Origin of the sequence: Isoptericola halotolerans, from assembly GCF_013149785.1 — a bacterium.
In the GTDB taxonomy this organism is placed as follows: domain Bacteria; phylum Actinomycetota; class Actinomycetes; order Actinomycetales; family Cellulomonadaceae; genus Isoptericola; species Isoptericola halotolerans.
In genome coordinates this window covers 844058-867792 of sequence record NZ_JABEZU010000001.1, presented here as the reverse complement: position 1 = coordinate 867792, position 23735 = coordinate 844058, and the positions used below count along the sequence as shown (strand labels likewise).

Annotated in this window: 35 protein-coding genes; 3 read left to right on the top strand and 32 right to left on the bottom strand. The window is 70.1% G+C overall.

The window, feature by feature from the left end; all coding sequences use genetic code 11:
• Nucleotides 1-96: 96 nt before the first annotated feature.
• Nucleotides 97-2001, bottom strand: a complete 1905-nt coding sequence (gene glmS, locus HDG69_RS04150; protein WP_171782472.1) for a glutamine--fructose-6-phosphate transaminase (isomerizing) — start codon at nt 1999-2001, stop codon at nt 97-99.
• 185 nt (nt 2002-2186) lie between these two features.
• Here glmS and coaA point away from each other — a divergent pair, with 185 nt between their 5' ends.
• Nucleotides 2187-3134 (top strand): type I pantothenate kinase, encoded by a 948-nt coding sequence (gene coaA, locus HDG69_RS04145; RefSeq protein ID WP_171783162.1) that lies wholly within the window; start codon nt 2187-2189, stop codon nt 3132-3134.
• Here coaA and HDG69_RS04140 read toward each other — a convergent pair.
• The 5 genes from HDG69_RS04140 to rplM all read right to left on the bottom strand — a co-directional run bounded on the left by HDG69_RS04140 (nt 3120) and on the right by rplM (nt 7148).
• Entirely contained in the window at nt 3120-3827 is a 708-nt protein-coding gene (locus HDG69_RS04140; RefSeq protein WP_343036238.1) for a DedA family protein, read from the bottom strand. The two genes, coaA and HDG69_RS04140, sit on opposite strands and share 15 nt — an antisense overlap.
• Before the next feature lie 191 nt (nt 3828-4018).
• Nucleotides 4019-4711 carry a peptide deformylase gene (locus HDG69_RS04135; protein WP_171782471.1) on the bottom strand — a complete coding sequence of 231 codons (693 nt, stop codon included), beginning with the start codon at nt 4709-4711 and terminating at the stop codon, nt 4019-4021.
• Nucleotides 4708-6069 (bottom strand): phosphoglucosamine mutase, encoded by a 1362-nt coding sequence (gene glmM / locus HDG69_RS04130; protein WP_171782470.1) that lies wholly within the window; start codon nt 6067-6069, stop codon nt 4708-4710. The genes HDG69_RS04135 and glmM overlap by 4 nt, the downstream gene beginning before the upstream one ends.
• 108 nt (nt 6070-6177) lie before the next feature.
• The gene (gene rpsI, locus HDG69_RS04125; protein WP_343036237.1) at nt 6178-6666 is read right to left on the bottom strand and encodes a 30S ribosomal protein S9; all 489 of its coding nucleotides are present in this window, start codon (nt 6664-6666) and stop codon (nt 6178-6180) included.
• Between the two features lie 32 nt (nt 6667-6698).
• A complete protein-coding gene (gene rplM, locus HDG69_RS04120; RefSeq protein ID WP_343036236.1) occupies nt 6699-7148 on the bottom strand; it encodes a 50S ribosomal protein L13 in 450 nt (149 codons plus the stop codon).
• A 274-nt stretch (nt 7149-7422) separates the two neighbouring features.
• Between rplM and HDG69_RS04115 the strand changes: the two genes are divergently transcribed.
• Entirely contained in the window at nt 7423-7836 is a 414-nt protein-coding gene (locus HDG69_RS04115) for a DUF5709 domain-containing protein (protein WP_171782467.1), read from the top strand.
• 185 nt (nt 7837-8021) lie between these two features.
• On the opposite strand, the gene truA is transcribed toward HDG69_RS04115, so the two are convergent.
• Entirely contained in the window at nt 8022-8936 is a 915-nt protein-coding gene (gene truA, locus HDG69_RS04110; RefSeq protein WP_343036235.1) for a tRNA pseudouridine(38-40) synthase TruA, read from the bottom strand.
• A gap of 40 nt (nt 8937-8976) precedes the next feature.
• On the opposite strand from truA, the gene HDG69_RS04105 reads away from it, so the two are divergent.
• Nucleotides 8977-9723 (top strand): ROK family protein, encoded by a 747-nt coding sequence (locus HDG69_RS04105; protein WP_171783160.1) that lies wholly within the window; start codon nt 8977-8979, stop codon nt 9721-9723.
• Nucleotides 9724-9727: 4 nt separating this feature from the next.
• Here the strand turns inward: HDG69_RS04105 and HDG69_RS04100 are convergent, their stop codons facing one another.
• The 25 genes from HDG69_RS04100 to rplV form a co-directional block, all read right to left on the bottom strand.
• Nucleotides 9728-10471 (bottom strand): alpha/beta fold hydrolase, encoded by a 744-nt coding sequence (locus tag HDG69_RS04100; RefSeq protein ID WP_171782465.1) that lies wholly within the window; start codon nt 10469-10471, stop codon nt 9728-9730.
• A 79-nt stretch (nt 10472-10550) separates the two neighbouring features.
• Nucleotides 10551-11069: a 50S ribosomal protein L17 gene (gene rplQ, locus HDG69_RS04095; RefSeq protein ID WP_171782464.1), complete on the bottom strand. Its 519-nt coding sequence runs from the start codon at nt 11067-11069 to the stop codon at nt 10551-10553.
• A 76-nt stretch (nt 11070-11145) separates the two neighbouring features.
• The gene (locus HDG69_RS04090) at nt 11146-12162 is read right to left on the bottom strand and encodes a DNA-directed RNA polymerase subunit alpha (protein WP_171782463.1); all 1017 of its coding nucleotides are present in this window, start codon (nt 12160-12162) and stop codon (nt 11146-11148) included.
• A gap of 179 nt (nt 12163-12341) precedes the next feature.
• Entirely contained in the window at nt 12342-12746 is a 405-nt protein-coding gene (gene rpsK, locus HDG69_RS04085; RefSeq protein ID WP_106267278.1) for a 30S ribosomal protein S11, read from the bottom strand.
• A 71-nt stretch (nt 12747-12817) separates the two neighbouring features.
• A complete protein-coding gene (gene rpsM, locus HDG69_RS04080) occupies nt 12818-13192 on the bottom strand; it encodes a 30S ribosomal protein S13 (protein WP_171782462.1) in 375 nt (124 codons plus the stop codon).
• Between the two features lie 180 nt (nt 13193-13372).
• The gene (gene rpmJ / locus HDG69_RS04075; protein WP_003956441.1) at nt 13373-13486 is read right to left on the bottom strand and encodes a 50S ribosomal protein L36; all 114 of its coding nucleotides are present in this window, start codon (nt 13484-13486) and stop codon (nt 13373-13375) included.
• 82 nt (nt 13487-13568) lie between these two features.
• Complete coding sequence (gene infA, locus HDG69_RS04070; protein WP_012877432.1) at nt 13569-13790, bottom strand: translation initiation factor IF-1; 222 nt, start codon at nt 13788-13790, stop codon at nt 13569-13571.
• A gap of 234 nt (nt 13791-14024) precedes the next feature.
• Nucleotides 14025-14894 (bottom strand): type I methionyl aminopeptidase, encoded by an 870-nt coding sequence (gene map / locus HDG69_RS04065; RefSeq protein ID WP_171782461.1) that lies wholly within the window; start codon nt 14892-14894, stop codon nt 14025-14027.
• Nucleotides 14895-14901: 7 nt separating this feature from the next.
• Complete coding sequence (locus HDG69_RS04060) at nt 14902-15459, bottom strand: adenylate kinase (RefSeq protein ID WP_171783159.1); 558 nt, start codon at nt 15457-15459, stop codon at nt 14902-14904.
• An 80-nt stretch (nt 15460-15539) separates the two neighbouring features.
• Nucleotides 15540-16838 (bottom strand): preprotein translocase subunit SecY, encoded by a 1299-nt coding sequence (gene secY / locus HDG69_RS04055; protein WP_171782460.1) that lies wholly within the window; start codon nt 16836-16838, stop codon nt 15540-15542.
• A gap of 341 nt (nt 16839-17179) precedes the next feature.
• A complete protein-coding gene (rplO, locus tag HDG69_RS04050; RefSeq protein WP_216645143.1) occupies nt 17180-17656 on the bottom strand; it encodes a 50S ribosomal protein L15 in 477 nt (158 codons plus the stop codon).
• A gap of 2 nt (nt 17657-17658) precedes the next feature.
• Nucleotides 17659-17841: a 50S ribosomal protein L30 gene (gene rpmD / locus HDG69_RS04045; RefSeq protein WP_106267288.1), complete on the bottom strand. Its 183-nt coding sequence runs from the start codon at nt 17839-17841 to the stop codon at nt 17659-17661.
• A complete protein-coding gene (rpsE, locus tag HDG69_RS04040; RefSeq protein WP_171782459.1) occupies nt 17841-18506 on the bottom strand; it encodes a 30S ribosomal protein S5 in 666 nt (221 codons plus the stop codon). Before rpsE ends, rpmD begins: the two co-directional genes overlap by 1 nt.
• A 37-nt stretch (nt 18507-18543) precedes the next feature.
• Entirely contained in the window at nt 18544-18915 is a 372-nt protein-coding gene (gene rplR / locus HDG69_RS04035) for a 50S ribosomal protein L18 (RefSeq protein WP_171782458.1), read from the bottom strand.
• On the bottom strand, nt 18915-19451 hold the full coding sequence (rplF, locus tag HDG69_RS04030) for a 50S ribosomal protein L6 (protein WP_171782457.1): 537 nt from the start codon (nt 19449-19451) through the stop codon (nt 18915-18917). The genes rplR and rplF overlap by 1 nt, the downstream gene beginning before the upstream one ends.
• A gap of 19 nt (nt 19452-19470) precedes the next feature.
• Nucleotides 19471-19869 carry a 30S ribosomal protein S8 gene (gene rpsH / locus HDG69_RS04025; RefSeq protein ID WP_171782456.1) on the bottom strand — a complete coding sequence of 133 codons (399 nt, stop codon included), beginning with the start codon at nt 19867-19869 and terminating at the stop codon, nt 19471-19473.
• A gap of 79 nt (nt 19870-19948) precedes the next feature.
• Nucleotides 19949-20134, bottom strand: coding sequence for a type Z 30S ribosomal protein S14 (locus HDG69_RS04020; RefSeq protein WP_013837851.1), 186 nt, complete (start codon nt 20132-20134; stop codon nt 19949-19951).
• Nucleotide 20135: 1 nt separating this feature from the next.
• Nucleotides 20136-20708: a 50S ribosomal protein L5 gene (rplE, locus tag HDG69_RS04015; protein ID WP_171782455.1), complete on the bottom strand. Its 573-nt coding sequence runs from the start codon at nt 20706-20708 to the stop codon at nt 20136-20138.
• Nucleotides 20708-21049, bottom strand: a complete 342-nt coding sequence (gene rplX / locus HDG69_RS04010) for a 50S ribosomal protein L24 (protein ID WP_171782454.1) — start codon at nt 21047-21049, stop codon at nt 20708-20710. Before rplX ends, rplE begins: the two co-directional genes overlap by 1 nt.
• A gap of 2 nt (nt 21050-21051) precedes the next feature.
• On the bottom strand, nt 21052-21420 hold the full coding sequence (gene rplN / locus HDG69_RS04005) for a 50S ribosomal protein L14 (RefSeq protein WP_106267302.1): 369 nt from the start codon (nt 21418-21420) through the stop codon (nt 21052-21054).
• Nucleotides 21421-21553: 133 nt separating this feature from the next.
• A complete protein-coding gene (rpsQ, locus tag HDG69_RS04000) occupies nt 21554-21838 on the bottom strand; it encodes a 30S ribosomal protein S17 (protein ID WP_171782453.1) in 285 nt (94 codons plus the stop codon).
• 7 nt (nt 21839-21845) lie between these two features.
• Nucleotides 21846-22085, bottom strand: coding sequence for a 50S ribosomal protein L29 (rpmC, locus tag HDG69_RS03995; RefSeq protein ID WP_246255976.1), 240 nt, complete (start codon nt 22083-22085; stop codon nt 21846-21848).
• Entirely contained in the window at nt 22085-22504 is a 420-nt protein-coding gene (rplP, locus tag HDG69_RS03990; RefSeq protein ID WP_106267307.1) for a 50S ribosomal protein L16, read from the bottom strand. Before rplP ends, rpmC begins: the two co-directional genes overlap by 1 nt.
• Nucleotides 22505-22507: 3 nt before the next feature.
• A complete protein-coding gene (rpsC, locus tag HDG69_RS03985; protein ID WP_171782452.1) occupies nt 22508-23359 on the bottom strand; it encodes a 30S ribosomal protein S3 in 852 nt (283 codons plus the stop codon).
• A complete protein-coding gene (gene rplV, locus HDG69_RS03980; RefSeq protein WP_106267310.1) occupies nt 23359-23727 on the bottom strand; it encodes a 50S ribosomal protein L22 in 369 nt (122 codons plus the stop codon). Before rplV ends, rpsC begins: the two co-directional genes overlap by 1 nt.
• Nucleotides 23728-23735 lie beyond the last annotated feature (8 nt).

Sequence of the window (23735 nt, the reverse complement as noted above, 5' to 3'; positions counted from 1 at the left end):
GGTGCCGATCATGCCCTGAGGACGGTCGAGCATGCGATGGCGGCCCGTCCGATCGACCGGACGGGCCGCCATCGAATGCTCGGCACCACGGGAGGGCTACTCGACGGTGACGGACTTGGCGAGGTTGCGGGGCTGGTCGACATCCAGGCCCTTGGCCGTGGCGAGCGCCATCGCGAAGATCTGCAGCGGGACGACGGCGAGCAGCGGCTGCAGCAGCGTCGGAGCCTTCGGGATCCAGAAGATCTCGTCGGCGTAGGGCCGGACGTCGTCGTCGCCGTCCTCCGCGATGACCAGCGTGCGTGCCCCCCGCGCCCGGATCTCCTGGATGTTGGAGACCACCTTGGAGTGGAGCTGGTCGCGCCCCCGCGGCGACGGGACGACGACGAACACCGGCTGCCCGTCGTCGATCAGGGCGATCGGCCCGTGCTTGAGCTCACCGGCGGCAAACCCCTCGGCGTGGATGTACGCGAGCTCCTTGAGCTTGAGCGCGCCCTCCATCGCCACGGGGTACCCGACGTGCCGGCCGAGGAAGAGCACCTTGTCGGCGTCCTTCATGGACCGTGCGGTGGCGCGGACGTACTCCCCACGCTCGATGACGGTCTGCACCTTGCGCGCCATGTCCCGCAGCTCGTCGAGTGTCGTCGCGATCTCGTCGGGGAACTTGTTGCCCCGCAGCTGGGCCAGGTACAGGCCGAGCACGTAGGCCGCGGTGATCTGCGCCAGGAACGCCTTGGTCGAGGCCACCGCGATCTCGGGACCGGCGTGGGTGTAGAGCACGGCGTCCGACTCGCGCGGGATCGTCGAGCCGTTGGTGTTGACGACGGCGAGGACCTTGGCGCCCTGCTCGCGGGCGTGCCGGACGGCCATGAGGGTGTCCATGGTCTCGCCGGACTGGGAGATCGCCACGACGAGCGTCTGGGCGTCCACGATCGGGTCCCGGTAGCGGAACTCGTGCGCGAGCTCCACCTCCACCGGGATGCGGCACCAGTGCTCGATGGCGTACTTGGCCACGTGCCCGGCGTAGGCGGCGGTCCCGCAGGCGATGACGATGATCTTGTCGACGGAGCGCAGCACCGCCTCGTCGATGCGCAGGTCGTCCAGGACGATGCGCCCGTCCGCGTCGGTCCGACCCCGCAGCGTGTCGGCCACCGCCTGCGGCTGGTCGTGGATCTCCTTGTCCATGAAGGACTCGAAGCCACCCTTCTCGGCCGCGGCGGCGTCCCAGTCGACGGTGAACCGCTTGCCCTCGGCGGGTCGGCCCTCGAAGTCGACCACCGACACCGACGTCGGCGTGATGGTGACGACCTGGTCCTGCCCGAGCTCCATGGCCTCCTTCGTCTGCGCGACGAACGCCGCGACGTCGGACCCGAGGAAGTTCTCCCCCTCGCCCAGCCCGACCACGAGCGGCGAGTCGTGCCGCGCGCCGACCACGGTGTCGGGCGCGTCGGCGTGCACGGCCAGCAGGGTGAACGTGCCGCGCAGGTGACCGGCGGTGGCGACCATCGCCGCCGTGAGGTCGCCGGCCGCACGGTACTCACGGGCCAGCAGGTGGGCGGCGACCTCGGTGTCCGTCTCCGAGCGGAACGTCGCACCCTCGGCAGCGAGCGTGCGGCGCAGCTCGCTGTAGTTCTCGATGATGCCGTTGTGGATGACGGCGAGGCGGCCGGCGTCGGCCAGGTGCGGGTGCGCGTTGCCGTCGGTGGGCCCGCCGTGGGTGGCCCACCGCGTGTGCCCGACGGCGGCCGTCGCGGCGGGCAGCGAACGGTCGGCGAGCTCGGTCCGCAGGTTCACGAGCTTGCCCGCCTTCTTGGCGAAGGCGACATCCTCGGTGTCCGGCCCGACGAGCGCGACGCCCGCGGAGTCGTAGCCGCGGTACTCGAGCCGTCGCAGCCCTTCGATCACCACCTCGAGCGGCCGCTGCGACGGCCCCGGGCCGAGATCGACGTCCTGCTCCGTGCGGCGCCCGGTCCCCGGGCCCGCATATCCGACGATGCCACACATGCGCGGGAGTCTACCCACGCCGGGTGCACCGGACCTGCGCTGGACGACGCCGCCACGGAGGTCGTCGATCGGTGGTTTGCGTCGCCGGTGGGGACCTCGGGCAGAATCGACCGGTGACCTCCTCGCCCACGGCACCCGTTCCTGCGAACGGCGAGCCACCGTCGCTCCCTCCGTTGTCGGAGCACCTGCCCCGGCTCGCGCCGGCCTCGCCCTACGTCGACTTCGACCGGCCGGCGTGGAGCGGACTGTCCGAGCAGACGCCCCTGCCGCTCACCGACGACGACGTCGCGCGGCTGCGGGGCCTCGGCGACCCGATCGACCTGGCCGAGGTCGACGCGATCTACCGACCGCTGTCGCGGCTGCTCAACCTGTACGTCACGGCGACGGCCGGGCTGCACCAGGCGACGTCGACGTTCCTCGGCGAGGAGCCGCCCCGCACGCCGTACGTGATCGGTGTCGCCGGGTCCGTGGCGGTCGGCAAGTCGACCACGGCGCGCGTGCTGCGGGAGATGATGGCGCGTTGGCCCGAGACCCCGCACGTCGAGCTGATCACGACCGACGGTTTCCTCTACCCGAACGCCGAGCTGGAACGACGGGGCCTGCTGGACCGCAAGGGCTTCCCGGAGTCGTACGACCGCAGGGCGCTCGTGCGCTTCCTGTCCCGGGTCAAGGCCGGTCACCCGGAGGTCTACGCCCCGGTGTACTCGCACGTGGTCTACGACATCGTGCCGGACCAGGAGGCGGTGGTGCACCGCCCGGACGTCCTCATCGTCGAGGGGCTCAACGTGCTGCAGCCCGCTCGTCCCACCTCGGCCACCGACCCGACGGTGGCCGTGAGCGACTTCTTCGACTTCTCGATCTACGTCGACGCCCGCACGCGCAACATCCGCCAGTGGTACGTCGACCGGTTCCTCAAGCTGCGCCGCACCGCCTTCAGCCGGCCGGAGTCGTACTTCCGCCGCTACGCCGACCTGTCCGACGCGGAGGCGACGCAGCGGGCGCTGAGCATCTGGGAGTCGATCAACGCCCCCAACCTCGAGCAGAACGTGCTGCCCACCCGGGGACGCGCCACCCTCGTGCTGACGAAGGGCTCGGACCACTCGGTCCAGCGGGTCCGCCTACGCAAGCTCTGAGGGCTCGCCGTCGTCGGCAGGCCGGTCCGCGGCCGCCACCCCGACGGGGACCTGGTGGCGCATCTCCTCCAGGACCTCCTCGCGGGGGGTGAAGACCTGGACGACGCGGTCCACGAGGAGGCCGAGGACACCACCGCCGACCACGCCGACGACCATCGCGAGCAGCGGGTCGTGCCCGAGCACCTCGGCGGCCGCGATCCCGATGAGCGTCGAGTACCCGGCCCAGAGCACGGCGGCGACACCGGAGAACGCCATGAAGCGTCGCTGCGGGTAGCCGAGGGCGCCGGCCGTCATGTTGACCGCCACCCGGCCGACAGGGACGTACCGCGCCGCGATGATGAAGACGGCGCCGCGACGAGCCAGCGCGCGTCGTGCCCACGAGACGGTCTTGCGTCCGCGTCTGCTCCGCATCGCCAGGAGGCGCTCGGTGCCGTAGCGGCGTCCCAGGAAGTAGGCGGTCTGGTCCCCCAGCCAGGCCCCGACCGCGGCGATCGGGATGATCAACCACAGCCACGGCACGCCGGTGGCCTGGGCCGAGATGACGAGGGTGACGAGCACGGACTCGCTGGGGACCGGGGGGAAGAACCCGTCGATGAACGCCGAGGCGAACATCGCGGGGTAGATCCACACGGATGCGGCGATCTCGAGGATCCAGGCCTCCACCTGGCTCAGCATCGCGGTGATTCCCGGCACGCGGTCCCTCGTTCGTCAGCCGGTACGGTCCGGCGGCGGCGACGGCACCATCCGGTGCCGCGGGTACCAGCGTAGAGGCGCCGCGGCGGTGCGAACATCAGGGATCCCCCCGGTCCGGCCCTGAGCGACGAACGTTCACGCCGGCTTCACAGCATCTGTCCAGCGCCGCCCGCAGGTGGCGTCGGGGGCGCTCACGGCAGGGTGAATCCGAGCGCCTCGGCGGCGGGGGCCGGGTCGGGGGACGCGGACCAGTGGCGCGCGAGGTTCGCGTGGGAGGTGAGCGAGCGGAGCTCGGCGTGGTCGAGGTACAGCTCACCGTGGAGGTGGTCGGTCTCGTGCTGCACGATGCGTGCCGGCCACCCGCGCAGGACCTCGTCGACCGGTGCGCCGGTCTCGTCCTGGCACCACAGCCGGACACGGCGCGGTCGCGCGACGACGGCCTGCCACCCGTCCACGGACAGGCAGCCCTCGTAGAAGGCGACCGACCCCGCGGTGCTGGACGGCGGTACCGGCGCGCCGTCGTCGTCGACAGGTGCGTAGCCAGGGTTGACCAGCACGCGGTACGGCAACGGCTCTCGGTCCCGCTCGTCCCCGGGCATGCCGGCGTCCTCGCAGACGGCCAGGGCCAGCCCGATGCCGATCTGCGGGGCGGCGAGCCCGACCCCGGGTGCGGCGTGCATCGTGCGACGCATGGCGTCCAGCAGCCGCGGGAGCAGGTCGCCGAGCTGGCCGTCGTAGGCCGTGGCGGGCCTGCGCAGGACCGGGTCCCCGGCCTGCACGATCGGCAGGACCCCCGGTGTCTCGGGGTGGGCGTACGCGACGTCGAGCAGGTCGCCCACCGCCTCCACCAGCGCCGGCACCGGGTCACCGCCCCAGTGGTTCACAGACCGAGGCGCTCGCGCACGACGGCGGCGAGCGTCTCCGCGACGCCCTCCGCCTGCGTCTGGGTCGCGGCCTCGACCATGACCCGCACGACCGGCTCGGTGCCCGACGGGCGCAGCAGCACGCGGCCGGTCTCACCCAGCAGCGACTCGGCGCTCGCGACGGCGGCCAGGAGGTCCTCGTCGGTGGAGGCGCGCGCCTTGTCGACGCCCTTGACGTTGACGAGCGTCTGCGGCAGCCGGGGGATCTCGGTCGCGAGGTCGGCGAGCCGCTGGCCGGTCGCCTGGATGCGGGCGGCGAGGTGGAGCGCGGTGAGGACGCCGTCGCCCGTCGTGGCGTGCTCGGCGAGGATGATGTGACCGGACTGCTCGCCGCCGAGGCCGTAGCCGTGCGCCCGCATCTCCTCCAGCACGTACCGGTCACCGACGCCCGTCTGGACGGTGCTGATCCCTGCGTCCTTCATGGCGAGCAGCAGGCCGAGGTTGCTCATCACGGTCACGACGAGCGTGTCCCCCGGGAGCCGCTCGTCGTCCTTCATGGACTTGGCGAGGATCCCGAGGATCTGGTCGCCGTCCACGAGGACGCCCCCGTGGTCCACGGCCAGGCAGCGGTCGGCGTCCCCGTCGAACGCCACACCGAAGTCCGCCTCCGCCGCCACCACGACGGCCTGGAGCTGCTCGGGGTGCGTGGACCCGGCCTTCTCGTTGATGTTGCGCCCGTCGGGGCTGGCGTTGATGACGACGACGTCGGCACCCGCCGCGCGCAGGGCGTCCGGCCCGACCTGGCTCGCCGCCCCGTTGGCGGCGTCCACCGCGATGCGCAGGCCCTCCAGCGGCCGGTGGTCCGGCGTCGTGCCGATGCTCGCGGTCAGGTGCTCGACGTACTGCTCGGCCGCGATGCCCGTGTCGACGCGCATGCGCCCGACCTCGGCACCGATCGGGCGCTCCCAGCCGTTGCCGAGCGCGGCCTCGATCTCGTCCTCGACGCTGTCGTCGAGCTTCAGGCCGCCCCGGGCGAAGAACTTGATGCCGTTGTCCGGCATGGCGTTGTGCGAGGCGGACACCATGACCCCGAGGTCGGCGTGCATCGCGCTCACGAGGTAGGCCAGCGCCGGCGTGGGGACGACACCGAGGTCCACGACGTCGACGCCGGAAGCCGCCAGACCTGCCGAGACCGCAGCCGACAGGAACTCGCCCGACGCACGGGGGTCCCGTCCGACGACCGCCTTGGGCCGGTGCCCTGGCACGGTGCGCGAACCCAGCACGTGCGCGGCGGCGCTGCCGAGGTCGAGCGCGAGCTCGACCGTCACGTCACGGTTGGCCAGGCCACGGACACCATCGGTGCCGAAGAGTCGTGCCATCGGTTCTGATCCTCTCGGAGGGGTGGGCGCTCGGACGATCGTAGTGCGTCCGGACATGCGGACGGCCCCGCCGGAGAGACCGACGGGGCCGTGCGCGGAAGCGACAGGTCAGCGCTTCGAGTACTGCGGAGCCTTGCGGGCCTTCTTGAGACCGGCCTTCTTGCTCTCCACCGCACGCGGGTCGCGGGTGAGGAAGCCGGCCTTCTTCAGGGCGGCGCGGTTCGCGTCCTGGTCGATCGCGTTGAGGGCACGCGAGATGCCCAGTCGCAGCGCACCGGCCTGGCCCGAGGGGCCCCCGCCGGTGATGCGGGCGATGACGTCGAAACGCCCCTCGACCTCGACGAGCTTCAGCGGGTCGTTGACCAGCTGCTGGTGCACCTTGTTCGGGAAGTAGTCCTCGAGGGTGCGACCGTTGATCTTCCACTGGCCGGTGCCGGGGACGAGGCGCACGCGCGCCACGGCCTCCTTGCGGCGACCCAGGGCCTGGCCCGGGGCAGTGATGGACTGACCGCCGTTGGCCACGGGGGCCGCGGTCTCGGTGGTGTAGCTGCTGGGCGTGTTCTCGTCCAGCTCGGTGTCGACGGTGGTGTCAGCCACGGTGTTTCCTTCGCTCGGCATCGGGCAGCGGCTCAGGCCTGCTGCGAAAGCTGGGTGATCTCGAACGGCTGGGGCGTCTGGGCCGCGTGCGGGTGCTCCGCACCGCGGTAGACCTTGAGCTTCTTGATCTGCTCGCGCCCGAGCGTGTTCTTGGGGAGCATGCCGCGCACGGCCTTCTCCACGGCTTCCTCGGGCTTGTTCTCGAGGAGGTCGCCGTACTTGACGGAACGGAGGCCGCCCGGGTAGCCGGAGTGGCGGTAGGCGAGCTTGTCCTCGCGCTTGTTGCCGGAGAGGGCGACCTTGTCCGCGTTGATGACGATGACGAAGTCACCACCGTCGACGTGCGGCGCGAAGGTCGGCTTGTGCTTCCCGCGCAGGAGGGTGGCGACCTGGCTGGCCAGGCGGCCCAGGACGACGTCGGTCGCGTCGACGACGTGCCAGTCGCGCTGGATGTCGCCGGGCTTCGGGGTGTACGTACGCACGGTTCGTAACCTTTTTCGTGGTCGGTGTCGTCGGGCGAGAAGCGGCGCCCGATGAGTCAGATGTTGTACGCGGGGCCCCGGTCGGCGTCCTGGCCTTGCACTGTCCGACGGTGGGAACGTGGACAGTGCGGGACGCCGGGGCATAGCACAACGACTGGTCAGTCTAGCGGTACGCCGTCGCGGCGGTCAAAGCGACGTGCGTCACCGCGACGTCGCGATGCTCACGTCCCGTCCCGGGCTGCGCGCCCGGCGCTCGCGGTGCACCGTGGAGTCTATGACGGAAGACACGCCAGGGACACGCCCGGACCCGGAGCTCGGGACCGAGGGCGACGGCAACCAGCTGCCCACCGAGGACACGCTGCTGGACCGCGGGACACGCGACTTCCTCGACGAGGGCTACTCACCACCGGACCGCCCACGGCAGAACCACTGGGGCGAGACGCAGTGGGAGGAGTCCCACGGGGAGCCCCTCGACCAGCGTCTCGCGCAGGAGGAGCCGGAGTCGTGGGACCGCGACCCGCTGAGCCGGGCCGACACCTCGCGGGCCGGACGTCTCGTCGCCGACGGCGACGCCGACCCGGGTGCGGACGGGGCACGGGACAACGACGTGTACGGGGCCGACGCGGGGATCGACGGCGCAGGTGCCACGGCGGAAGAGGCCGCCGTCCACTGGGTCCAGGAGCCGTGAGCCGGAGCGTCGCGCAGGGTGGCGGCCGAGGGACGAGGCCGGCGCCCGCAGCACAGCGCAGGCTCGCGGCGACCACCGGCACCGAGCCGTGAGCCGGAGCGTCGCGCAGGGTGGCGGCCGAGGGACGAGGCCGGCGCCCGCAGCACAGCGCAGGCTCGCGGCGAGACGCTCACCGTCGCCGTGAGCTACCTCAGCTCGTCGGGCGAGCGTCGCGCCCGGATGCGCGCCGCTCGCTCCCCCAGCTCCTCGTCCGGCGGATAGTCCACCCGCTCGAGCGTGAGCCCCTGCGCCGGCGCGACCGCGGCCGCGGCCGCGCGGTCCCTCCCGGCCAGGACGAGCGCCTGGTCCTCCCGGTCGCGCCGCCCCTCCCCCACCGCGAGCGACGTGCCGACCAGCGCCCGCACCATGGAGTGGCAGAACGCGTCCGCCTCGACCACCGCGACCACCAGCCCCGCGTCAGCTCCGGCGTCCGGCCTCGACCAGTCGAACCTGGTCAGCTCGCGGATCGTCGTGGCCCCCTCGCGAGGCTTGCAGTAGGCCGCGAAGTCGTGCAGCCCGAGCAGCGGTTGCGCGGCAGCCTGCATGGCCGCCACGTCGAGCTCGCGGCGGTGCCACAGCACTCCCTCCCGCCGCAAGGGATCGCGCAGCTCGTGCTGGTCGGCGATCCGGTACCGGTACGTCCGAGCCGTCGCGGAGAAGCGCGCGTCGAACCCCGCCGGCGCACGGCTCGCACGATGGACGACGACGTCGGGCGGCAGCAGCCCGGACAGCCGGTCGACCAGTGCCCGGCCCGGGGTCCGGCCCGACCGACCGGGCATCGCCTCCCACCGTTCGACCGGGAGGTCGACGTGCGCCACCTGCCCCCGGGCGTGCACGCCGGCGTCCGTCCGGCCGGCCACGGTCAGCCGGGGTCTGGCGAGGCCGAGCGGCTCGGCCCGCACGATCGTCGTCAGAGCCTCCTCCAGGACGCCCTGGACGGTCCGCAGGCCGGGCTGGGCGGCCCACCCGGCGAAGTGTGTCCCGGCGTAGGCCAGGTCGAGGCGGACCCGCAGGCTGCCGGGAACCCTGCCCGAGGGGTCCGAGGGTGTCGTGGTGCTCACGGCACCATTCTGACCGGATGATGGAGTGGTGGCCGATCTCATGACCCTGGCGGTGGACTGCGGCGGTGGCGGCATCAAGGCGAACGTCCTCGACGCGGCAGGTACCGCCCACTCGCCGCCGGTCCGTGTCCCGACGCCGTACCCGCTCCCGCCCACCCTGCTCGTGGACACCGTCGCCGACATCGCGGCCGGGCTACCGCCCGCCGACAGGGTGACGCTCGGCATGCCGGGGATGGTGCGTCACGGCGTCGTGGTGCACACGCCCCACTACGTGACCCGCGCGGGGCCGCGCACCCGGGTCGTGCCCGAGCTCGTGACGGCCTGGCGCAGCTTCGACGTCCGGGCCGCGCTGGTCGATCGACTCGGCGTGCCCGCGCTCGTGCTCAACGACGCGGAGATCCATGGCGCCGGCGTCGTCGCGTCGTCCGGTGTCGAGCTCGTCCTCACCCTCGGTACCGGCCTGGGATCGGCGTTGTTCGACGGCGGCCGGCTCGCCCCGCACCTGGAGTGGTCCCGGGCACCGGTCCGTCGCGGCACCACCTACGACGCCTACGTCGGGGAGCCTGAACGACGCCGCCTCGGCGACGGCCTGTGGTCCCGGCGGGTCGTGTCCGTCGTCGAGGGGCTGCGTCCCGTCTTCTGGTGGGACCGGCTCTACCTGGGTGGGGGCAACGCACGCCGCATCACGCCGTCGGCGCTCGCACGGCTGGGTGACGACGTCGTCGTCGTCCCGAACGCGGCGGCGCTGGTCGGCGGAGCACGCGCATGGGACCTGTTCGCCGGCTGAGGCGCTACGCACCGGCCGCCGGACGGGTGTCGTGGGGCGCCACCGCGGCATGGGCCTCCAGCACGGCACGGCTGAAGGCGACCGGACGGTCCAGGCTGACGAGGTGTCGCGCGCGCGGGACGACGACGAGACGCGCGTCCGCCCCACCCGCACGCGCCGCGGCGACCATCGACCGCTCCTGACCCCGGAAGTGGTCCCACTGACCGTTGACGAGCCGGACCGGGCTGTCCGTCACTGCGAGCGAACGGCGCACGTCGACGCGCTCGACCTCCTGCAGGACGTCGACCATGACCTCGAGCGCGAAGCCTCCGGCCGCCAGGTCGCGGCCGGCCTCGGCGTCCAGCAGCCCCCGAACCAGGGTCTCGTTGAGCCGCGCCCCGGAGTCGGGCCACCGCTCGATCCAGCGCGCGATCGTCAACCAGCCCGCCCGCAGCGGCGTGGTCGGGCTCGTGCAGCACGAGGCGGCGACCAGGCCCGCACACTGCCCAGGGAACCGCGCTCGATGCTCGATCGCGACATACCCGCCCAGTGAGAGCCCGACGACCAGTGCCCGACCACCGACGTCCGCGACGGCGTCGTGCACCGCCCCGACGGCGGTGTCGAGGCCGAACCTCTCGTCACGCCGCGCTCCGTGCCCGGGCAGGTCGGGAGCGATCGCCGGGATCCCGGCGGCCTGCAGCACCTCGAGCTGGCGCCGCCACATCGTCCGTGACGTCCGGGAGCCGTGGACCAGGACGACGGGGAGCATGGCACCCACGGTAGGGACGGCGAAGGCCCCGCACCACTGGTGTGGTGCGGGGCCTTCGGAGACTGGCAGAAGAGAGGACTCAGTCCTCCTTCTTCTCCTCGGCCGGGGCCTCGGACTCGGCGGCCTCGACCGGCGACTCGGCGGCGGGCGCCTCCTCGGCCGGCTTCTCCGCCGTCTCGGCCTTCGCCGACTTCTCGGCGGCCTTGGTGGCCTCGGCCACGACGGCCTGCTTCGGGCTGACCGGCTCCGTCACGAGCTCGATGACCGCCATCGGCGCGTTGTCGCCCTTGCGGTTACCGACCTTCGTGATGCGGGTGTAGCCACCGTTGCGCTCGGCCATGGCCGGGGCGATCTCGGTGAACAGGGTGTGCACGACGGACTTGTCGCGCACGACCGTCAGCACCCGACGCCGGGCGTGCAGGTCGCCACGCTTGGCGAGCGTGATGAGACGCTCGGCGGTCGGACGCAGACGCTTGGCCTTCGTCTCGGTCGTGGTGATACGGCCGTGCTCGAAGAGCGCCGTCGCGAGGTTCGCGAGGATCAGGCGCTCGTGAGCCGGGCTGCCACCGAGCCGCGGACCCTTGGTGGGGGTAGGCATTTCTGGTTCTCCTTGAGGGTGGTACCGCGTCGCGCGGCCCCGTCATGTCGAGCGGGGCCGCTGCGGGCGCGGTGCGTCAGTACGACTGCTCGTCGGTGTACGAGGTCTCGTCGTCCCCGCCGCTGAAGTACTGCGCGCCGGAGGGGTCGAAGTCGAGAGGCGAGTCCTTGAGGGCGAGACCCAGCTCCGCGAGCTTTTCCTTGACCTCGTTGATCGACTTGGCACCGAAGTTGCGGATGTCGAGCAGGTCCGCCTCGCTGCGCGCGACCAGCTCACCGACCTGGTGGATGCCCTCGCGCTTGAGGCAGTTGTACGACCGGATGGTGAGGTTGAGCTCCTCGATCGGCAGCGCCAGGTCCGCGGCGAGCGCGGTGTCCGTCGGCGACGGTCCGATCTCGATGCCCTCGGCCTCGACGTTGAGCTCCCGGGCGAGGCCGAACAGCTCGACGAGCGTCTTGCCGGCCGACGCGAGCGCGTCACGCGGTGCGATGGCCTGCTTGGTCTCGACGTCGACGATCAGCTTGTCGAAGTCCGTGCGCTGCTCGACACGGGTGGCCTCGACCTTGTAGGTGACCTTCAGGACGGGCGAGTAGATCGAGTCCACGGGGATCCGACCGATCTCGGCGTCCAACGCCTTGTTCTGCGCGGCGGACACATAGCCACGTCCACGCTCGACGGTGAGCTCGATCTCGAGCTTGCCCTCGTCGTTGAGCGTGGCGATGTGCAGGTCGGGGTTGTGCACCTCGACACCCGCGGGCGGCACGATGTCCGCCGCGGTCGCCGCACCGGCACCCTGCTTGCGCAGGTACATCACGACCGGCTCGTCGTTCTCCGAGGAGACGACGAGGTTCTTGATGTTGAGGATGATCTCGGTGACGTCCTCCTTGACACCCGGCACGGTGGTGAACTCGTGGAGCACACCGTCGATGCGGATGGAGGTGACCGCTGCGCCCGGGATGGACGACAGCAGCGTGCGACGCAGCGAGTTGCCGAGCGTGTAGCCGAAGCCAGGCTCGAGCGGCTCGATGGAGAAGCGCGAACGGTACTCCGAGATGACCTCTTCGGTCAGGGTGGGGCGCTGTGCGATGAGCACTGTGTTGGTCCTTTCAGTGTGCGTCCGCTATATGACGCATCACGATCCGCGGTCTGGCGCGGTCCCGGACGGGACTCGGTCCACCCGTCCGGGCAGGTTGCCGGTCGGCCCGGGCGAGGCGCGGGAGCCGCCTCTCGGCACTCCCACGCCGCACCCGGGTGCGGCCGGCGATCAGACGGTCAGACGCGGCGACGCTTGGGGGGGCGGCAGCCGTTGTGCGCCTGGGGCGTCACGTCCTGGATCGAGCCGACCTCGAGGCCGGTCGCCTGCAGGGAGCGGATGGCGGTCTCGCGACCGGAACCCGGGCCCTTGACGAAGACGTCGACCTTCTTGACGCCGTGCTCCTGCGCGCGGCGAGCGGCCGACTCGGCAGCGAGCTGCGCGGCGTACGGCGTGGACTTGCGGGAGCCCTTGAAGCCGACGTGGCCGGCGGACGCCCACGAGATGACGGCGCCCGACGGGTCGGTGATCGAGACGATCGTGTTGTTGAACGTGCTCTTGATGTGCGCCTGGCCGAGCGGGACGTTCTTCTTGTCCTTGCGGCGGGGCTTGCGCGCAGCACCTGCGCGAGTCTTGGGAGGCATATGTGCAAATACTCCTGGTCTGAGGTCGTCGGACCGGGGCGGCGGTCAGGCCGCTCCACGGACTGCTGACGTCAGCGGGCCTTCTTCTTGCCCGCGACGGTGCGCTTCTTGCCCTTGCGGGTACGCGCGTTGGTCTTGGTGCGCTGACCGCGCACCGGCAGTCCGCGACGGTGACGCAGACCCTGGTAGGTACCGATCTCCACCTTGCGGCGGATGTCGGCGGCGACCTCGCGACGGAGATCACCCTCGAGCTGGAAGTTCCCCTCGAGGTAGTCGCGCAGCGCGACGAGCTCGGCGTCGCCGAGCTCCTTCACGCGTGCGTCCGGGGAGACCCCCGTCGCCGCGACGGCCTGCTCGGCGCGCGTACGACCGACGCCGTAGATGTAGGTGAGCGCGACCACGATCCGCTTTTCGCGGGGGAGGTCGACGCCGACAAGACGTGCCATGTGCCTTCCGGCTCCTTGTACTGCTCTCCAGAGGTCTGCCGCACCTGCCTCCCGCGGTCCGCGGGCCCCGGCCTCTGGACCGGAGGTTCCCCCGCCGCCCGGGAGGGACGGTCGGGTTCGTGCTGGTGCGCTGTGCGCGGCTCGCCCCGGAGGACGGGCCACGGAGTCATGCTGCTGCGATCAGCCCTGGCGCTGCTTGTGGCGCAGGTTGTCGCAGATCACCATGACGCGACCGTGCCGGCGGATCACCTTGCACTTGTCGCAGATCTTCTTGACGCTCGGCTTGACCTTCATCAGTGTTCCTCCGCCGCCTCCCTGGCCGAGCCGTGAGGCCGGCCGCGCAGGCGGCGATGTAGATCGGGTGGGGGGATGACGACTACTTGTAGCGGTAGACGATCCGGCCACGGGACAGGTCGTACGGGCTGAGCTCCACCACGACCCGGTCCTCGGGAAGGATCCGGATGTAGTGCTGCCGCATCTTGCCCGAGATGTGCGCGAGAACCTTGTGACCGTTGGCCAGCTCCACGCGGAACATCGCGTTCGGCAGAGCCTCGATCACGCTGCCCTCGATCTCGATGACACCGTCCTTCTTTGCCATGTCCTCCGCTAACTCTCGTCTGTGTCTCTCGACGGACTGCTGCCACGCGCCCCCCGACCGTCCGTGGCGGCACCAGGACAGGACGTCGGGAACGTGGATCGCGTGCTTCCGCTAGCCAGGCCGACATCCTCTGCTCAGCGGAGACTCCACGAGCTCGGGACGGGCACGCACGAACGGACTACACCCGACAGACCATCCTACGCCATGAAGTCCGAAGAGCAACCTTGACGTCGGTCACAACCCGACGGGCCGGACGCCGAACAGCTCCAGGCCGGCCGCGCCGAGGTCCTGAGCCGTCAGCACGGCGACCCCGCCGTCGAGGAGAGCGACCGTGTGCTCCCAGTGCGCAGCGCGGGACCCGTCGGCCGTCACCACCGTCCAGCCGTCGTCGAGGACCGCGGTCGTCGCCGATCCGAGCGTGACCATCGGCTCGACCGCCAGGCACATGCCCGGCCTCAACCGGGGCCCCCGGTCGCCGGCAGCAAAGTTGACGACGTCGGGCGGCTGGTGCATCTGGGTGCCGATGCCGTGGCCCGTGTACTCCTCGACGATCCCGTACCCGTGACCCAGGAGGTCGGCGGACACTTCCACCGACGCCTCGACGGCCACGCCCACGTCGCCGACCCTGCGGCCGTCCGCCAGCGCCGCGATACCCGCCCACATGGCCGTACGGGTCGCGCGAACCAGTCCCAGGTCAGCCTGGTCGACGTCGCCGGCCGGGTCTTCGAGGTCCGTCGCGCCGTCCTCGCCGAGGACGAAGGTGATCGCCGAGTCGCCGTGCCAGCCCTCGACGACGGCACCGCAGTCGACCGAGACGACGTCCCCCGGGGCCAGCACGCGCCGACCCGGGATGCCGTGGACGATCTCCTCGTTCACCGACGTGCAGATCGTCGCCGGGAAGCCCTGGTAGCCCAGGAACGAGGGAACGGCACCGGCGGCGTCGATCGACCGGGCCGCGACCGCGTCGAGGTCGCTCGTGGTGCAGCCCGGACGCGCGGCCGCCCGCACCGCGGCGAGCGTGTCTGCCACGACCAGCCCCGCGCGTCGCATGAGGCGCATCTGGTCGAGGCTCTTGAGCTCGATCCGTGGGTGCGAGCGGAACAACGCCAGCTCAGCCGAGCTGCTGCGCGAGCGCGGTCACGATGCGGTCCGTGACCTCGGAGATCTCCCCGATGCCGTCGACCTGGGCAAGGATGCCCCGCTCCGCGTACGCGGCGGTCAGCGGTGCCGTCTCGGCGTCGTAGATGTCCAGACGACGCGCGATCGCGGCCGGGGTGTCGTCCTCACGCCCCTCGACCTCCGCACGCTTGGCGATGCGCCCGAGCAGCTCGTCACGGTCCGCCGTCAGCTCGATGACGCCGTCCAGCTCCCAGCCCAGGTCGGACAGGATGCCGTCCAACGCCTCGACCTGGTGCGCGTTGCGCGGGTAGCCGTCCAGCAGGAACCCGCCGTGGACATCCTCCTCGGCGAGCCGGTCGCGAACCATCGAGTCCGTGACCTCGTCCGGGACGAGCTCACCCTTCGAGGAGTACTCCTGGGCGAGGCGGCCCAGCTCGGTACCGCCGGCGATGTTCGCACGGAAGATGTCCCCGGTCGAGATCGCGGGGATGCCGAAGACCTCGGCGAGCCGCGCCGCCTGGGTGCCCTTGCCGGCGCCCTGCGGGCCCATGATCACCAGTCGCGTCACTCGCCCTTCGTCGCTCGGGGCGCCGTGGAGCTCGCGGCGGGTGGTCGGGGTGTTCGTCTCGGTCAACGGAGGAACCCTTCGTAGTGTCGCTGCTGCAGCTGGGAGTTGACCTGCTTCACGAACTCGAGGCCGACGCCGACGATGATGAGGATCGACGTACCGCCGAACGGGATGTTCGTCGCAGCTCCCAGGAAGACCAGCACCAGCGTCGGGATGAGCGCGACGATGGCGAGATAGAGCGCACCTGCCGACGTGATGCGGGTGATCACGAAGTCCAGGTACTCGGCCGTGGGACGGCCGGCACGGATACCGGGGATGAAGCCCCCGTACTTCTTCATGTTGTCCGCGACCTCGTCCGGGTTGAACGTGATCGACGTGTAGAAGAAGGCGAAGAAGATGATCATCAGGACGTACAAGGCGATGTACAGCGCCTGGTCCTGCTGAGCGATGTTGTTGGAGATCCAGATCACCCAGTCGGCGGTCTGGTCACCGAACTGGGCGAGCAGCGCGGGGATCGCGAGGATCGACGCCGCGAAGATGACCGGGATGACGCCCGACATGTTGATCTTGATCGGGATGTAGGTGCTCGTCCCGCCGTACATCCGGCGGCCGACCATGCGCTTGGCGTACTGCACCGGGATCCGGCGCTGCGACTGCTCGACGTAGACGACCATCCCGATGACCAGGACGATCACCAGGATCATGATGATGAAGTTCAGCGGCCCGTTGGCGCCGCCGGCGATCGACCACAGGGCCGTGGGGAAGCTGGCCACGATCGAGGTGAAGATCAGCAGCGACATACCGTTGCCGATGCCGCGCTCGGTGATGAGCTCGCCCATCCACATGACCAGACCGGTCCCCGCCGTCATCGTCACGACCATCAGAGCAGCCGTCACGAAGCTGTCGTTGACGACCACGTCGAGCCCGCAGCCCGGGAACAGCAGCCCGGTGCGAGCCGTGGTGACGATCGTCGTCGACTGCAGGATCGCCAGCGCGATCGTGAGGTAGCGCGTGTACTGCGTCAGCTTGGCCTGGCCGGACTGGCCTTCCTTGTGGAGCGCCTCGAAGCGAGGGATCACCACACGCAGCAGCTGGGTGATGATGCTCGCCGTGATGTACGGCATGATGCCGAGGGCGAAGACCGACAGCTGCAGGAGCGCGCCACCGCTGAACGTGTTGACCAGCCCGAGCAGCGAGGTCTCGCCCTCGAGGGTCGCCACGCACTGCTGCACGTTGCCGTAGTCGACGCCCGGGGTCGGGATGAAAGACCCCACGCGGAAGAGCGCCATGATGGCGATCGTGAACAGCAGCTTGCGCCGCAGGTCCGGTGTCCGGAAAGCCCGGCCGAATGCGCTGAGCACCTATCCTCCTGACCCGCCGCGGCGGGGTGTCGTGTCGCCGGGGTCCGGCGAGGTGTGGCACGCACTGCCGCGGTCGGAACCGCGGCGTCGACGCACCGACTCGGTCGTGGCCCGGCCGGTCACCCGACGAACGCTGCACACGCCGCGTACGCCGCGTGCAGTGCGGACCGTGACGGATTCTACGTGCCTCGGGACGTGACCTGGGCCACGTGCGTCGAACGAAACTAGCAGATCGCCCGAAGTCGGTCCTCCCGACAGACGTTCCCGAGACGGTCGTCACCCCGTCCGGGACAGCACGGAGGGCCGGCAGCGCAGGTGCGCCGCCGGCCCTTCGTCAGCTCTCAGTCCTCCGAGACGGAGCCACCGGCCGCCAGGATCTTCTCCTTGGCGGACGCCGAGATCGCGTCGACCGCGATCTCCAGCTTGACGGTGATCTCACCCGTCCCGAGCACCTTCACCGGCTGACCGGAGCGGACCGCGCCCTTGGCGACGAGGTCCTCGACGGTGACGGAGCCACCGCTCGGGTACAGCGCGGCGAGCTTGTCCAGGTTCACGACCTGGAACTCGACACGGAACGGGTTCTTGAACCCGCGGAGCTTCGGCAGGCGCATGTGCAGGGGAACCTGCCCACCCTCGAAACCTGCCGGAACCTGGTATCGAGCCTTCGTCCCCTTGGTACCGCGACCCGCCGTCTTGCCCTTCGACGCCTCACCACGACCCACACGGGTCTTGGCCTTCTTGGCGCCGGGAGCCGGACGCAGGTGGTGGACCTTCAGCGGCTGGGACGGCGCCGCGTTCTTCTCGGTGCTGTCGGCCATGCTCACTCGACCTCCTCGACGGTGACGAGGTGCGCCACCGTGGTGACCATGCCACGAATCTCCGGGCGGTCCTCCTTCACGGCGGTGTCGCCGATCCGCTTGAGGCCGAGGGTCCGCAGCGTGTCACGCTGGTTCTGCTTGCCGCCGATGGCGGACTTGACCTGGGTGACCTTCAGGCGAGCCATCACGCACCCACCTTCTCGTCGGTCTTCTTGTCGCCCTTGGCGGCAAGACCGGCGGCCTGCGCCCGCAGGAGCGAGGCCGGGGCCACGTGCTCGAGCGGGAGACCGCGACGAGCGGCCACGGCGGCCGGCTCCTCGAGGCCCTTGAGGGCCGCCACGGTGGCGTGGACGATGTTGATCGCGTTCGACGAGCCGAGGGACTTGCTCAGCACGTCGTGGATCCCGGCGCACTCCAGCACGGCACGCACCGGACCACCGGCGATCACACCGGTACCCGGGGAGGCGGGCCGCAGGAACACGACGCCGGCCGCTTCCTCACCCTGGATGGGGTGCGGGATGGTGCCCTGGATGCGGGGAACGCGGAAGAAGTTCTTCTTCGCCTCCTCGACACCCTTGGCGATCGCCGAGGGAACCTCCTTGGCCTTGCCGTAGCCGACGCCGACGGTCCCGTCGGCGTCGCCCACGACCACCAGGGCGGTGAAGCTGAAGCGACGACCACCCTTGACGACCTTGGAGACGCGGTTGATCGTGACCACGCGCTCGACGAAGGCGTTCTTGTCCTCGCGGGGGTTGTTGCGGCGGTCGTCGCGCCGGTTGGAGCGACGACCGTCGTTCTTGGACTCGTTGGCGCCCTGGGGGGCGCCGGTGTTGCGCTGCCCTGCAGCCATCAGAGGATCCTCATCTTCCGTGCGAAAGTGGTCGTCATCACAGCGCCAGACCGCCTTCGCGGGCGCCGTCGGCGACCGCAGCCACCCGACCGTGGTACTTGTTGCCGCCGCGGTCGAAGACCACGGCGTCGATCCCGGCAGCCTTCGCTCGCTCGGCGACGAGCTCGCCGACCTTGCGCGCCTTGGCGGTCTTGTCGTCGTTCGAGGCGCGAAGGTCGGCCTCGAGCGTCGAGGCGGAGACCACGGTGCGGCCGACGGTGTCGTCGACGACCTGGGCCACCATGTGACGGGACGAACGGGTCACGACGAGGCGCGGACGCGCTGCAGTGCCCTTGATCTTCTTGCGCAGGCGAAGGTGACGGCGCTGACGAGCGACGCTCTTGCCCTTGCCCAGAACCTTGAGAGCCATCACTTACCAGCCTTTCCGACCTTGCGACGGACGACCTCGTCGGCGTAGCGCACGCCCTTGCCCTTGTAGGGCTCGGGCTTGCGGATCTTGCGGATGTTCGCCGAGACCTCGCCCACCTGCTGCTTGTCGATGCCGGCCACCGAGAACTTCGTCGGGCTCTCGACCGTGAAGGTGATGCCCTCGGGAGCGGCGACCTCCACCGGGTGCGAGAAGCCGAGGGCGAACTCGAGGCCCTTGCCCTTGGCCGCCACGCGGTAGCCGGTGCCGACGATCTCGAGCTTCTTCTCGTAGCCCTGGGTCACGCCGGTGATCATGTTGGCGAGCAGGGTGCGGGTGAGCCCGTGCAGGGCACGGGACGAACGCTCTTCGTCGGGACGGGCGACCTTCAGGCTGCCGTCCTCCTGCTCGACGGTGATGGGTGCGGGCACCGTGTGCTCGAGGGACCCCTTGGGGCCCTTCACAGTCACGAGCGCTCCGCTGATGGTGACGTCCACGCCGGCCGGGACCGGAACGGGGAGCTTGCCGATTCGAGACATTGGCGTCTCTCCTTTCCGATTACCAGACGTAGGCGAGGACTTCGCCGCCCACGCCCTTGTCCTGGGCCTGACGGTCGGTCAGGAGCCCGGACGAGGTGGACAGGATGGCCACGCCGAGGCCGCCGAGGACCTTGGGCAGATTGGTGGACTTCGCGTACACGCGCAGGCCGGGCTTCGAGACACGGCGCACGCCCGTCAGGGCGCGCTCGCGGCTCGGGCCGTACTTGAGGTTGATGGTGAGGTCCTTGCCCACCTTCGCGTCCTCGACGGTCCAGCCGGTGATGTAACCCTCGGCCTGCAGGATGTCCGCGATCCGCGACTTCAGCTTCGAGAACGGCATCGTGACCGTGTCGTGGTGCGCCGAGTTCGCGTTACGCAGACGTGTCAGCATGTCTGCGATCGGGTCGGTCATAGTCATATCGGGCTCCAGCCCTTCCTCGCCGGGGTATCCGTGCGGCGCTCCGAGGAGCGCCGCACGGACCTACGGCGTAGTTGATTTACCAGCTGCTCTTGGTGACGCCGGGGAGCTCACCACGGTGGGCCATCTCCCGCAGGCAGATCCGGCACAGGCCGAACTTGCGGTAGACCGAGTGCGGACGACCGCACCGCTGGCACCGGGTGTAGGCGCGCACGGCGAACTTCGGCTTGGCGTTCGCCTTGTTGATCAGGGCCTTCTTCGCCATGTCAGTTCTCCTTGAAGGGGAAACCGAGACGGCGCAGCAGGGAGCGGCCCTCGTCGTCGGTCGTCGCCGTGGTCACGACCGTGATGTCCATGCCGCGGACCCGGTCGATCTTGTCCTGGTCGATCTCGTGGAACATCGACTGCTCCGTGAGACCGAACGTGTAGTTGCCGTGCCCGTCGAACTGCTTCGGGCTCAGACCACGGAAGTCGCGGATACGCGGCAGCGCGATCGACAGCAGACGGTCGAGGAACTCCCACATGCGGTCGCCGCGCAACGTGACGTGCGCACCGATCGGCATGCCCTCGCGCAGCTTGAACTGCGCGATGGACTTCTTCGCACGGTTGATCTGCGGCTTCTGGCCCGTGATCGCCGTGAGGTCGCGGATCGCGCCCTCGATCAGCTTCGAGTCCTTCGCCGCGTCACCGACACCCATGTTGACGACGATCTTCGTCAGGCCGGCGACCTGGTGGAGGTTCGAGTGACCGAACTCCTCCTGGAGCGCGGCAAGGATCTCCTCGCGGTACTTCTGCTTGAGGCGCGGCTGGACCTTGGCCTCGAGAGTCGTCTCGGTCATCAGATGTCCTTCCCGGAGCGCTTGGCGTAGCGGACGCGCACCGTACGGGTGCGACCGTCCTGCTCGACCTCCTCGAGGCGGAACCCGACGCGGGTCGGCTTCTTGCTCTCGGGGTCGACCAGCATCACGTTGGAGACGTGGATCGGCGCCTCGACGGTCTCGATGCCACCCGTGCGGGTGCCACGCGACGTCTGGCCGGCCTTCACGTGCTTGGTCACGCGCTGGACGCCCTCGACGACGATGCGGTCGCTGTCGGTGAGCACCTCGAGCACGCGGCCCGTCAGGCCCTTGTCGCGACCAGAGATCACCTGGACCTGGTCGCCCTTCTTGATCTTCGCCATGGTCAGAGCACCTCCGGGGCCAACGAGATGATCTTCATGAACCGCTTGTCGCGCAGCTCGCGACCGACCGGGCCGAAGATGCGCGTACCGCGCGGCTCGCCGTCGGTCTTGAGGATGACGGCGGCGTTCTCGTCGAACTTGATGTAGGAACCGTCGGGACGACGGCGCTCCTTGACGGTCCGGACGATGACGGCCTTGACCACATCGCCCTTCTTCACGTTGCCGCCCGGGATCGCGTCCTTGACGGTGGCGACGATGGTGTCGCCGATACCGGCGTAGCGACGGCCGGATCCACCGAGAACACGGATGCAGAGAATCTCCTTGGCACCCGTGTTGTCGGCGACCCGCAGTCGCGACTCCTGCTGGATCATTGATTGATCTCCTGTCGTCGAGCCGGTTCTCTGCCCAGGATCTCCCGGGCGAGCCTTGCCGAACGGATAGTTGCTGTGGTGGGGACCCGACGCATACGTGTGTCACACCGCGTCCCCACCGGGAAGGACTGTCTTACTTGGCCTTCTCGAGGAGCTCCACCAGACGCCACCGCTTGGTCGCGGACAGCGGGCGGGTCTCCATGATGACGACCAGGTCGCCGATACCGGCGGTGTTCTGCTCGTCGTGCACCTTGACCTTGTTGGTACGGCGCATGACCTTGCCGTAGAGCGGGTGCTTCACACGGTCCTCGACCTCGACGACGATGGTCTTGTCCATCTTGTCGCTGACGACGTAGCCGCGGCGCACCTTGCGGCTCGCCCGCTCCTCGGTGGTCACCGTCTCGGTGTTCTCGCTCATCAAAGCCTCACTCACTCACGCTCGGGGCCGTACGGATGCCGAGCTCGCGCTCACGCAGGACCGTGTAGATCCGCGCGATGTCACGCTTGACCGCCTTGAGGCGGCCGTGCGACTCGAGCTGGCCGGTGGCGGCCTGGAAGCGCAGGTTGAAGAGCTCCTGCTTCTGCTCCTTGACCTTGGCGACGAGAGTCTCGTCGTCGAAGCCGTCGAGGTCGGCCAGGGCAAGACCCTGGGTACCGATAGCCATCAGTTCGCACCACCTTCGCGCACCACGAAACGGCACTTCATCGGGAGCTTGTGCATCGCGCGGCGAAGCGCCTCGCGAGCAAGCTCCTCAGGGACACCGGCCAGCTCGAAGACGATGCGGCCGGGCTTGACGTTGGCGACCCACCACTCGGGCGAACCCTTACCGGAACCCATGCGGGTCTCGGCAGGCTTCTTGGTGAGCGGACGGTCCGGGTAGATGTTGATCCAGACCTTGCCGCCACGCTTGATGTGGCGGGTCATCGCGATACGAGCAGCCTCGATCTGACGGTTGGTGACGTAGGCGGGCTCGAGAGCCTGGATGCCGTAGTCGCCGAACGAGATCGTGGTGCCACCCTTGGCCATGCCGGAGCGCTTCGGGTGGTGCTGCTTGCGGTGCTTGAGTCTGCGCGGGATCAGCATGACTCAGGCCTCCGTTCCGGACTCGGGGGCCGCGGCCTGGTCGGCCGGGGCCGGCGCGTCGGACGCGGCGGGTGCCTCGGCAGCGGACTGCTGCTTCGGCTGCGACGGACGCTCGTTGCGGTCGTTGCGGCGAGGACCGCCACGGCGCTCGCCACCGCGGGCTCCGCCGCGGCCCTGGCGCGGACCGGCGGCGGCCTGCTGCGCGGCGAACTCCTTCTCGGTCATGTCGCCCTTGTAGATCCAGACCTTCACACCGATGCGGCCGAAGGTCGTGCGGGCCTCGAAGAAGCCGTAGTCGATGTTCGCGCGCAGGGTGTGCAGCGGCACACGGCCTTCGCGGTAGAACTCCGACCGGCTCATCTCGGCGCCGCCGAGACGACCGGCGACCTGCACACGGATCCCCTTGGCACCGGCACGCTGCGCGGACTGGATGCCCTTGCGCATGGCGCGACGGAAGGAGACGCGGCTCGCCAGCTGCTCGGCGATGCCCTGCGCGACGAGCTGCGCGTCGATCTCGGCGTTCTTGACCTCGAGGATGTTGAGCTGGACCTGCTTGCCCGTGAGCTTCTCGAGCTCACCACGGATGCGGTCCGCCTCAGCGCCACGGCGGCCGATGACGATGCCCGGACGCGCCGTGTGGATGTCCACGCGGACACGGTCGCGGGTGCGCTCGATCTCGACCTTGGCGATGCCGGCACGCTCGAGACCCGTGCTCATGAGCTTGCGGATCTCGACGTCCTCGCGGACGTAGTCGCGGTACCGCTGACCGGGCTTGGTGCTGTCGGCGAACCAGCGCGACCGGTGGTCGGTGGTGATGCCGAGGCGGTACCCGTGCGGGTGAATCTTCTGCCCCACTATCGGGCCCCTTCCTTCTGCTCACGCGGTGCGACGACCACGGTGATGTGGCTGGTGCGCTTGAGGATCTGGCTCGCACGCCCCTGCGCCCGCGGACGGAACCGCTTGAGCGTCGGCCCCTCGTCCACGTACACCTCGGAGACCACGTACTCGGTCTCGTCGAAGCGCTCGCTCGCGCGGTCGGCCTTGACCCGGGCATTCGCCACAGCGGACTCGACGACCTTGCGGACCGGCTCGCTCGCGGCCTGCGGCGCGAACTTCAGCACCGCGACGGCCTCGACGGCCTGCTTGCCACGGATGAGGTCCACGACGCGCCGGGCCTTCTGGGGCGTGACACGGACGAACCGCGCCTGCGCCTTGGCTTCCATTGCTGTCC